Below are 11,068 nucleotides of genomic sequence, written 5' to 3' on the forward strand. Positions count from 1 at the left end.
GCTCAGGTGAGGAACTGTTCGTTGAGGATGCGTTCCTCGAGGTTGTGCTCGCGGTCGAACAGCAGGGTGACGGTGCGCTCCTTCGACTCGCGCACGGTGACTTCGGCCACGTCGCGCACTTCGTGCGAATCGGCGGTGGCGCTGACCGGGCGCTTGTAACCGTCCAGCACCTCCAGCTTCACCACGGTGTCGGCGCGCAGGATGGCGCCGCGCCAGCGCCGCGGGCGGAAGGCCGCGATCGGCGTCAGCGCCACCACCTGTGAGCCCAGCGGCAGGATCGGGCCGTGGGCGCTGAAGTTATAGGCGGTGCTGCCGGCGGGCGTGGCCACCAGGGCGCCGTCGCACACCAGTTCCTCCAGCCGCACCTGGCCATTGAGATGCACGCGCAGGTGCGCCGCCTGGCGCGTCTGGCGCAGCAGCGACACCTCGTTGTAAGCCAGCGAAGTGACGGTGGCGCCAGACTCTGTGACGGCCACCATTTCCAGCGGCCGCAGCACGGCGGCTTCGGCGGCATGCAGGCGCTCGATCAGGCTTTCGGGCCGGTGCTGGTTCATCAGGAAACCCACCGTGCCCAGCTTCATGCCGAACACCGGGATGCCCAGCGGGCCGTGGCGGTGCAGGGTCTGCAGCATGAAGCCGTCGCCGCCCAGCGCGCAGATGACGTCGGCATCGCCAGGTGCGATCGAGCCATGCGCGGCGGTCAGCTTGGCCAGCGCCGCCTGCGCCTCGGGCGCCGGGCTGGCGAGGAAGGCAATGCGGGGCTGGGCAGGCAGGCTCATGGCCTCAGCTTACTGCATGCCCATGGCAGCGGGAATATTGCCGCCAGAAGGCCGCAAACAAGAAGCGACAGGGCAGCAACGCAGCCGCCTGCCCTGTTCAGCCCCTTATTCTTCGTCACTGATTCCTATCGGCCGGCGCCAGCCGCCACCACCTGTGCGAGGCGGCGCACCGCCACCGAAAGCGTCGGATAGTCCAGGCCGCGCAGGTTGCGCATGTCGGCGAACATCGCCAGCGTGTGGCGCAGGGTGGCGTCGTCGCGCGACAGCCACGCCTCCACCAACGCCTGCGGCTGGCGGGTGGCCGAAGCCGTGCCCAGCACCTGGCCCACCAGCGCGCGCTGTTGGGCCTGCAGCTCGTCGCGCAGCACGCCGCGGGCCTGGGCATGCCAGCGGCCGTCCACCGGCAGGCCTTCCACGCTGTCCATCAGCCACTTGGTGTGCAGCGCGTCGGACAGGCCGAAATAAGCCGCCGCCACGTCGCGCACGGCCAGGCCCTGTTCGATCGCCACTTCGACGATGTCCAACGCGTAGGCCAGGAACGGCAGGCTGGCGAAGGCCTGCGCGAGGTCTTCGGGGAAGCCCAGCTGGCGCCACTGCGCCACGTCGGCCAGGTATTCGCCGCGGGCTTCGCCCGGCAGCACCTGGGCCAGCGCGCCGCGCAGCTCGGCGACGCCGCCGGCGTAGCGTTCCACCTTCTGCGCGATGTCCAGCGACTCGCCCGGGCGGTTGAGCAGCCAGCGCGTCATGTTGCGCTGCAGGTGCCAGATGCCGGTGAGCGCGTCGAGCTGGGCGCTCTCGGGCACCTTCAGGTCCAGGGCATCAATGCCCGCCCACAGTTCGCGCGCGTCCAGCACTTCGCGGCTGATGGTGTAGGCCTTGGCGATCTGCGCCGGCGTTTCGCCGGTGTCTTCCTGCATGCGCAGCAGGAAGGTCGAGCCCATGCGGTTCACGGTGGAGTTGGTGACTGCGGTGGCGATGATCTCGCGGCGCAGGCGGTGGTTCTCCATGTCGTTGGCGTAGGTTTCCTGCAGCGCCTTGGGGAAGTAACGCACCAGCTCCTTGGAAAGGTACGGGTCCTCGGGCACGTCGGAATCGAGCATCTGGTTGAAGATGACGATCTTGTCGTAGCTCAGCAGCACCGAGAGCTCGGGGCGCGTCAGGCCCAGGCCGCGGGCCTTGCGGTCGCTGAGTTCGGCGTCCGTGGGCAGGAACTCGATGGCGCGGTCAAGCAGCCCCTGGGCCTCGAGGGTGCGGATGAAATGCCCGAACGAACCCAGGCGCGAAGCGCTCATGCGCTCCATCAGGCTGATGGCCTGGTTCTGGCGGTAGTTGTCGTTGAGCACCAGCTCGCCCACTTCGTCGGTCATGCTGGCCAGCAGGGTGTTGCGCTGCGCCTGGGAAAGCTCGCCGCGCGCCACCGGCGCCGACAGCAGGATCTTGATGTTCACCTCGTGGTCGGAGGTGTCCACGCCGGCGGAATTGTCGATGAAGTCGGTGTTCACCAGCACGCCGGCGTTGGCGGCTTCGATGCGGCCGCGCTGGGTCATGCCCTGGTTGCCGCCCTCGCCTATCGCCCGGCAGCGCAGCTCGCCGCCGTTGACGCGAAGGCCGTTGTTGGCGCGGTCGCCCACGTCGGCGTGGGTTTCGGACGCGGCCTTGACGTAGGTGCCGATGCCGCCGTTCCACAGCAGGTCGGCGGGCGCCTTGAGGATGGCGTTCATCAGCTCGGTCGGCGTCACCTGGTCGGCATCGGTGTCCATGCCCAGGGCCGCCTTCACCTGCGCCGAGACCGGGATGGACTTGGCGCCGCGCGGGTAGATGCCGCCCCCCGCGGAGATCAGCGACCGGTCGTAGTCTTCCCAGCTTGAACGCGGCAGCGCGAACAGGCGCTGGCGTTCAATGAAGCTGCGCTCCGACTCGGGGTTCGGGTCCAAGAAGATGTGGCGGTGGTCGAACGCCGCCAGCAGGCGGATGTGGCGCGAAAGCAGCATGCCGTTGCCGAACACGTCGCCGGACATGTCGCCCACGCCCACGCAGGTGAAGTCCTGGTTCTGGGAGTCGATGCCGAGCGAACGGAAGTGGCGCTTCACCGACTCCCACGCGCCGCGGGCGGTGATGCCCATGCCCTTGTGGTCGTAGCCGACCGAGCCGCCCGAGGCGAACGCATCGCCCAGCCAGTAGCCGTGTTCGGCCGAAATGCCGTTGGCGATGTCGGAGAAGGTGGCCGTGCCCTTGTCGGCCGCCACCACCAGGTAGGGGTCGTCGTTGTCATGGCGCACCACGTCCTGCGGGTGCACCACTTCGCCGTCCACCAGGTTGTCGGTGATGTCGAGCAGGCCGTTGATGAAACGCTTGTAGCAGGCGATGCCCTCGGCCAGCTGCGCGTCGCGGTCGCCGCCCACGGGCGGGCGCTTGACCACGAAGCCGCCCTTGGAACCCACGGGCACGATCACGGTGTTCTTCACCATCTGCGCCTTCACCAGGCCCAGCACCTCGGTGCGGAAGTCTTCGCGGCGGTCGGACCAGCGCAGGCCGCCGCGCGCCACCGGGCCGAAGCGCAGGTGCACGCCCTCGACGAACGGCGAGTAGACGAAGATCTCGCGGTACGGGCGCGGCTTGGGCAGGTCGGGCACCAGCGCGGGATCGAACTTGAAGCTGATGTAATCGCGCGGTCCGCCGTCCTTCACCTGGTAGAAGCTGGTGCGCAGCGTGGCGTTGATCAGGGACATGTAGCCGCGCAGGATGCGGTCATCATCGATGCTGGTGACCACCGCGTCGAGCAGGATCTCGAGCGCGTCCACGCAGGCGTCGATCTGGGCGGTGCGGTCCAGGGCATGGGCCGCGGCGATCTCCTGCGGGATGGTGTCCAGCGCTTCGCGCTGGTCCTTGGGCAGCAGCCAGGCGATCTGGTCGTGCAGTGCCTTCTGGCCCGCGGCGTCCATCGGGGTTTCGCGGCCGGGCTCGAAGCGCGCGGCGAACAGCTCGAACAGCAGGCGCGCGATCACCGGGTAGCGCTGCAGCGTTTCTTCCATGTACGGCTGCGAGAACGGCACGCCGGTCTGCAGCGCGTACTTGGTGTAGCCGCGCAGCATGGCGATGTCGCGCCACTCCAGCCGCGCGCTGGGCAGCAGCTGGTTGAAGCCGTCGTTCTCGGCGTTGCCGCTCCAGATGGCGGTGAACGCCTCTTCGAACGGCAGGCGCGCGGCGTCCACGTCGATCTCGCCGCGGCGCGACTGCACCTCGAAGTCCTGAATCGACACCTTCTCACCTTCAACCTCGAACTCGTAGGGATGCTCGGTGAGCACCCGCAGGCCGAGGTTTTCCATCACCGGCAGCACGTCCGACAGCGCCACGTCGCCGCTGCGGCGCACCAGCTTCAGGCGCAGGTCGTCGCCGTGGCGGTAGAACGAAATGCGCTGGTCACCGGGGCCGGCCAGGCGCGCCGCCTGCAGCACGTCGTCGGCGGCCAGCCGCGGCGACACGGCGTCGCTGTAGTTGGTGGGCAGGGCCCGGCCATAGCGCTGGAACAGGCGCAGGCCCATTTCCTCGCCCTGCCCGCGCACCAGGATCTCGCGCAGTTCGTCGTGCCAGTCGCGCACGATGCTGGCCAGTTCGGCCTCCAGGCGTTCCTGGTCGAACTCCACCTTGGCGCCAGCCTTGGGACGGATGACGAGGTGCAGCTGGGCCAGCGGCGATTCACCGATCTGCACGCTGTGGTCAAGGCGCTCGCCGTTCAATTCGCGCATCAACAGGGCTTCGATGCGCTGGCGGATGCCGGTATTGAAGCGGTCGCGCGGAATGTAGGCCAGGGCCGAGAAGAAACGGCCGAAGCGATCGCGGCGCAGGAACAGGCGGGTGCGGGCGCGCTCCTGCAGGCCCAGGATGCCCATCGCGGTGCGCTCGAGCTCTTCGGCGCTGGACTGGAACAGCTCCTCGCGCGGCAGCGACTCCAGGATGTGCCGCAGCGCCTTGCCACTGTGGCTGTTGACGGACAGACCGGACGCCGCCATCACCGACTCGTGGCGCTGGCGGACCAGGGGGATTTCCCAGGGGCGGCGGTTGTAGGCGCTGGACGTGTAAAGGCCCAGGAAGCGCTGTTCGCGCACGGCGCGGCCGGCCTCGTCGAACACCAGCACGCCGATGTAGTCCATGTAGCCGGGGCGATGCACGGTGGAACGGGCATTGGTCTTGGTGAGGATCAGCGCGTCGAGCGACGCGCCGGGCTCCAGGTCGGCCGCGGCCAGGCCCGTGATCGGGCGCGGCTGCACCAGGTGGTCCTTGCCGCGCATCAGGCCCAGGCCACTGCCCTGCACCGCGGTGAGCTGGCGGTCGGTGACTTCGTATTCGCGATAGCCCAGGAAGGTGAAGTGGTTGTCGGCGGCCCAGCGCAGGAAGGCCTGTGCCTCGGCGCGCCCGTCGGCGTCCAAAGGCATCGCACGGGTGTCGAACTCTTCGGCGATGCGCAGCATCTTATCTTTCATCACCGACCAGTCGCTCACGGCCTCGCGGACGTCGCCCAATGCGCTGCGCAGCGCGTCTTCAATCGCCGCCATCGCCTCGGCGTCGGCCTGGCGGTCGATTTCCAGGTACATCAGGGATTCGGCCGGGCCCTGGCCCAGGTGCAGCAGCTGGCCAGCGTCGTCGCGGCCAAGCGCCATCACCGGATGCGCGATCTGGTGCAGGGTGGCGCCGAACTGCGACAGCGCCATGCGCACCGAATCCACCAGGAAGGGCATGTCGTCGTTGACGATGCGCACCAGCGTATGGGTGCTGTCGAAGCCGTCTGCGGCGCGCGTGGGGTTGCTGACGGCGATCTTGGGTACACCGGCCGGACGCTGGCGGGCGAAGCGGAGGAAGGACTGCGCCACGGCGGCCCAGTCGGCCGGTTCGCGGGCTTCAAGTTCGTCCTGCGGCAGCCGCTCGAAGAAGCGCCGGGTGAACTCCTCCAGCAGGCCCATTTCCGCGGCTGGCAAGCTTGCCGGGAGTGCAGCGATGACGGCATCGAGGGTATCGGCGGAGGCCAGGGCGTGGGCGTTCATTGACCGCGTTCTCGCAGGACGAAAAAAGGTGCGGAATTGTAGCCCCGGCGCCGGTCGCCGGGCCACCCCACCCGTACCCCCCCCATGCTCTGCGTAAGGTGGGGTTTGGAAAAGGCCCCCGTACGCGCGGGGGCCGGGACGCGCGCCCCCGGGGGGGGGGCGCGCGCCACCCGACCCTTCCCGCCCCGATGCTCTCCTTCAGCTGGGATTGGCATACGGCCGCGTACGGCGCGGGTCCGGCGACGCGCGCCGACGGGTGGGATTCAGGCGCGCTTTTCGAACAGTCGCATGCAAAGCGCCACACCCAGGCCCCACGCACCGTTGAGAATCAGCGCGCCGACGACCAGGCTGCTGCTGAGCGCGATGCCCTTGATCGGAAACACCACGAACCATGCAACCAGGCTGGGCAGCAGTGCACCCAGCACAATCGCCAGCAGCCAGTGCGCCAGGCCGTTGCGTTTACGGATCAGCGCCCACAGCGCGATGCCCCACAACCCGCCCCAGAACGCGAGGGAGATGACTTTGGGAACGCCCAGCGGTGGCGCCGGATCCATGTTCCATGCGGCCACCGGAACCGTTCCTGCCAGGTGCAGCAACTGCAGAAGGCCCTGATGGAACACGAGGGTGGCGATGAAGCCGGCGATAAAGGCCAACAGCAGGGTTTTTGGCTTGAACACGAGGCGGCTCCGATCGGCCATGGCGTCGCGGACACAATACGCCCACCCGAGGGTCTGCTGCGAATGCATGCCGGCACGGGCGCAAACCAGGCGCGGCGAACGAAAACCGCGCCAGTGGGACCTGGCTTCAACAAAAAGCCCCGCCGGAGCGGGGCTTTTCGTGGTGCAAGCGGCGCAGATGGCTCAGCGCAGGCCGGTCTCGTTGCGGGCGATCACCAGGCGCTGGATCTCGCTGGTGCCCTCGTAGATCTCGGTGATCTTGGCGTCGCGGAAATAGCGCTCCAGCGGCATTTCCTTCGAATAGCCCATGCCGCCGTGGATCTGCAGCGCCGCGTGGGTGATGAACATCGCCGCTTCCGACGCCGTCAGCTTGGCCACCGAGGCTTCCGTGCTGAAGCGACCGCCGACCTTCTCGGCCTCGGTCTTGGCCCACGCCGCGCGCAGGGTCAGGATCTCGGCCGCGTCCAGGCGGCACTTCATGTCGGCAATCTTGGCCTGGATCATCTGGAACGAACCGATCGGCTGGCCGAAGCTCTTGCGCTCCTTCACGTACGCCAGGGACGCCTTGTAGGCCGCCTTGCCCAGGCCCACGGCCTGCGAAGCGATGCCGATGCGGCCCGCGTCCAGCACCCCCATGGCGATCTTGAAGCCCTCGCCGTCCTTGCCGATCACCTCATCGGCGCTGGCCACGTAGTCCTGGAACTCGATTTCGCAGGTGGCCGAGGCGCGGATGCCCAGCTTGGGCTCGGTCTTGCCGCGGTGGAAGCCCGGCTTGGCGGTGTCCACCATGAAGGCGGTGATGCCCTTGGCGCCCTTGGACGGGTCGGTCATGGCGAACAGGATGATGTACTTGGCCACCGGGCCCGAGGTGATCCAGCTCTTCTTGCCGTTGATCACGTACGTGCCGTCGTCCTGCTTCACGGCCTTGCAGCGCATGGCCGTGGCGTCCGAGCCCGACTGCGGCTCGGTCAGCGCGAAGGCGCCGATTTCGCGGCCCTCGGCGATCGCACGCACGTAAAGCTGCTTCTGCGCCTCGGTGCCGAACTTCAGGATGCCGTTGCAGAACAGCGAATTGTTCACCGACACGATGGTGGAGTGCGCGCAGTCGGCTTCGGCGATTTCGATCATGGCCAGCACGTAGCTGATCGGGTCCATGCCGGCGCCGCCGTATTCGGCCGGCACCTCGATGCCCATCAGGCCGTTCTCGCCCAGCGTGCGGATGTTCTCGAGCGGGAACTCGCCGGTGCGGTCGTGGTGCTCGGCGCTGGGCGCGATTTTCTCCTGGGAGATGCGCCGGGCGACGTCCTGGATCATCAGCTGCTCTTCGGTGAATCGGAAGTCCACGGCAAGCCCTCTATTCGATACGGGTAAGTACGCAATTGTAGCGGCTCGCACCGGTCCGAACAGGTGGACGGGGCGTGAAGCCTTTCACGGCGCGCCTTGACGCCCCTGGCGACCGCGCCTAACCTCTCGATATCTTTAAATCCGGATGAAAGGATGAAGCATGGATCTGGACGCCTGGTCGGCCTGCCTGAAGGTCCTGGCCGACCCCACGCGGGTGCGCCTGCTGGCCCTGCTTGAGCGCGAAGAGCTCACCGTGGCCGAGCTGTCGGGCATCACCCGCCTGGCCCAGCCGCGCGTGTCCACCCATCTTGCCAAGCTCAAGGAAGCCGACCTGGTGCGCGACCGCCGCGCCGGCGTCAGCGCCTACTACCGTTTCAACGCCGAGTCGCTGGACCCGGCTGAAGGCCGGCTCTGGGAAACCCTGCGCGACAGCACCGACGACCCGCTGCTGCGCCAGGACGCCGAGCGGCTGCCGGCCATCCTGGCCACGCGCGCCAGCGACCAGAACTGGGCCGACTCGGTCGCCGGCGACATGGAGCGGCACTACTCCCCGGGCCGCACCTGGGAAGCGCTGGCCCGGTCCACCCTGCCCCTGCTCGAACCCGGCGACGTGCTGGACGTGGCCTCGGGCGACGGCGTGCTGGCCGAACTGCTGGCGCCGCATGCCCGTCGCTACGTCTGCGTGGACTCCAGCGCGCGCGTGGTCGGCGCGGCCCGCGATCGCCTGAAGAAATACCGCCACGTGGAAGTGCTGGAGGGCGACATGCAGGCCCTGCCCTTCGAGGCCAACAGCTTCGACCTGGTGCTGCTGATGCATGCGCTTACCTACGCCAGCAAACCCGGCCAGGCCATCGTCGAGGCATCCCGGGTGCTGCGCCGGGGCGGCCGGCTGGTCGCCACCTGCCTGGGCAAGCACGAACACCAGTCGGCCGTGACGCCCTACGGCCACGTCAACCTGGGCTTCACCGCCAAGGACCTGCGCCGCTACGCCGACAAGGCGGGGCTGGAAGTCACCGTCTGCGAATCGGTGACGCGTGAGAAGCGCCCGCCCCATTTCGAAGTACTGACCCTGCTGGCACGCAAGCCTTGAAGACCCTGCCCTGGCACCAGCCCGCGCGCACCGAGCGCCTGCTCCAGACCCTGACCCAGCGCATCCTGGTGCTGGACGGCGCCATGGGCACCATGATCCAGCGCTACGAGCTGGACGAGGCCGGCTATCGCGGCGAGCGCTTCGCCCAGGGCTATGACGGCCTGCACTTCTCCCAGGGCCACGAACACGGCCCGCACTGCGGCTGCGCCGCAGGCGACCTGAAGGGCAACAACGACCTGCTGACGCTGAGCCGGCCGGAAATCATCGCCGCCGTGCACCGCGATTACCTCGCGGCGGGTGCGGACCTGGTGGAAACCAACACCTTCAACTCCACCGCCGTGTCGCAGGCCGACTACCGACTGGAACACCTGGTGCCTGAGCTCAACCGCGAGGCCGCGCGCCTGGCGCGCGCCTGCTGCGACGAGTTCGAAGCCGCCGACCCGTCCAAGCCGCGCTACGTGGTCGGCGTGCTGGGACCCACCAGCCGCACGGCGTCCATCAGCCCCAAGGTCGAGGACGCCGGCTTCCGCAACGTGCATTTCGATGAACTGGTCACCAACTACGTGGAAGCCGGCCGCGCCCTGGTCGAGGGCGGCGCCGATATCCTGATGGTCGAAACCGTCTTCGACACGCTCAACGCCAAGGCGGCGCTGTATGCGCTCGAAGAGCTGTTCGAAGCGCTGGGCGCGCGCCTGCCCGTGATGGTGTCGGGCACCATCACCGACCGCAGTGGCCGCACGCTGTCGGGCCAGACCGCCGAGGCGTTCTGGTACTCGCTGCGCCACGCCCGGCCGATTTCCATCGGCCTGAACTGCGCCCTGGGCGCGCGCGACCTGCGCGCGCACATCGACATCCTGTCCCAGGTGGCCGACACGCACATCAGCTGCCACCCCAACGCCGGCCTGCCCAATGCCTTTGGCGGCTACGACGAGGGCCCGGATGAAACCGCGGGCACGCTGCGCGAGTTCGCCGAGGCCGGCCTGCTCAATATCGTTGGCGGCTGCTGCGGCACCACGCCCGAGCACATCGCGGCCATCGCCAGCACCGTGGCCGGCCTGCCGCCGCGCGCCGTCCCCACCATCGAACCGTTCACGCGGCTGGCGGGCCTCGAGCCGTTCGTCATCACGCCGCAAACCAACTTCGTCAACGTCGGCGAACGCACCAATGTCACCGGCTCCATCCAGTTCAAGAAACTGATCCTTGAGGGCCGCTACGACGAGGCGCTTGCCGTGGCGCGCCAGCAGGTGGAAAACGGCGCGCAGGTGATCGACGTCAACATGGACGAGGGCATGCTGGACGCCGAGGCCGCCATGGCCCGCTTCCTCAACCTGGTGGCCGCCGAGCCCGACATCGCCCGCGTGCCGCTGATGATCGACTCGTCCAAGTGGAGCGTCATCGAAGCCGGCCTGAAGTGCGTGCAGGGCAAGGCCATCGTCAACTCGATCTCGATGAAGGAAGGCGAAGCGGCGTTCCTGGACCACGCCGCCAAGGTGCGCCGCCACGGCGCCGCGGTGGTGGTGATGGCCTTCGATGAACAGGGCCAGGCCGACACCTACGAGCGCAAGGTTGAGATCTGCTCGCGCGCCTGGCACCTGCTGGTGGACCAAGCGGGCTTCGCGCCCGAGGACATCATCTTCGACCCCAACATCTTCGCCATCGCCACCGGCATCGAGGAGCACGACGGCTACGCGGTGGCCTTCATCGAAGCGGCCACCGAGCTCAAGAAGCGCTTCCCGCTCAGCCACATCTCCGGCGGCGTGTCGAACGTGTCGTTCTCGTTCCGCGGCAACAACGCCGTGCGCGAGGCCATCCACGCGGCGTTCCTCTACCACGCCATTCGCGGCGGCATGGACATGGGCATCGTCAACGCCGGCGCGCTGGCGCTGTATGACGACATCCAACCCTCGCTGCGCGACGCCGTGGAAGACGTGGTGCTCAACCGCCGCGCCGACGGCACCGAACGCCTGCTGGCCGAGGCCGACAAGCACAAGTCAAAGAAGGGCGAAGTCCGCACCGAAGACCTGGCCTGGCGCGATGCGCCGGTGGACGCCCGCATCAGCCACGCCCTGGTGCACGGCATCGACAAGTTCGTCGAAGCCGACACCGAAGAGGCGCGCCAGGCGGCCGCGCGGGCGCGGG

The 11,068-nt window shown here is 68.3% G+C and carries 6 protein-coding genes and 1 pseudogene; 3 read left to right on the forward strand and 4 right to left on the reverse strand.

The genetic code is table 11. The features are described 5' to 3' along the window. Nucleotides 1–2 precede the first annotated feature (2 nt). From K0M70_RS12305 to K0M70_RS12320, 4 genes are all read right to left on the reverse strand, one after another. On the reverse strand, nucleotides 3–773 hold the full coding sequence (locus K0M70_RS12305; RefSeq protein ID WP_290782365.1) for an NAD kinase: 771 nt from the start codon (nucleotides 771–773) through the stop codon (nucleotides 3–5). 131 nt (nucleotides 774–904) lie between these two features. Further along, nucleotides 905–5,818: an NAD-glutamate dehydrogenase domain-containing protein gene (locus K0M70_RS12310; protein WP_290782356.1), complete on the reverse strand. Its 4,914-nt coding sequence runs from the start codon at nucleotides 5,816–5,818 to the stop codon at nucleotides 905–907. A 263-nt stretch (nucleotides 5,819–6,081) separates the two neighbouring features. After that, on the reverse strand, nucleotides 6,082–6,495 hold the full coding sequence (locus K0M70_RS12315; RefSeq protein WP_290782357.1) for a hypothetical protein: 414 nt from the start codon (nucleotides 6,493–6,495) through the stop codon (nucleotides 6,082–6,084). A gap of 183 nt (nucleotides 6,496–6,678) precedes the next feature. Continuing rightward, on the reverse strand, nucleotides 6,679–7,839 hold the full coding sequence (locus K0M70_RS12320) for an acyl-CoA dehydrogenase family protein (protein ID WP_290782359.1): 1,161 nt from the start codon (nucleotides 7,837–7,839) through the stop codon (nucleotides 6,679–6,681). Between the two features lie 160 nt (nucleotides 7,840–7,999). Between K0M70_RS12320 and K0M70_RS12325 the strand changes: the two genes are divergently transcribed. The 3 genes and pseudogenes from K0M70_RS12325 to K0M70_RS16070 form a co-directional block, all read left to right on the forward strand. Next, a complete protein-coding gene (locus K0M70_RS12325; RefSeq protein WP_290782361.1) occupies nucleotides 8,000–8,929 on the forward strand; it encodes a metalloregulator ArsR/SmtB family transcription factor in 930 nt (309 codons plus the stop codon). Next, nucleotides 8,926–10,005: pseudogene (locus tag K0M70_RS16065) on the forward strand (homocysteine S-methyltransferase family protein); the annotation flags it as partial. The gene K0M70_RS12325 and the pseudogene K0M70_RS16065, both read left to right, overlap by 4 nt. Before the next feature lie 120 nt (nucleotides 10,006–10,125). After that, the coding region (locus tag K0M70_RS16070) for a dihydropteroate synthase (protein ID WP_343211214.1) at nucleotides 10,126–11,068 on the forward strand (943 nt) is incomplete at its 3' end.

Origin of the sequence: Arenimonas sp. (genome assembly GCF_019459675.1) — a bacterium.
Classification (GTDB): Bacteria; Pseudomonadota; Gammaproteobacteria; order Xanthomonadales; family Xanthomonadaceae; genus Arenimonas.

Excerpts from the sequence above, each read along its gene's own strand:
- K0M70_RS12310 (WP_290782356.1), bottom strand. The coding sequence starts at position 5,818 with ATGAACGCCCACGCCCTGGCCTCCGCCGATACCCTCGATGCCGTCATC.
- K0M70_RS12325 (WP_290782361.1), top strand. The coding sequence starts at position 8,000 with ATGGATCTGGACGCCTGGTCGGCCTGCCTGAAGGTCCTGGCCGACCCC.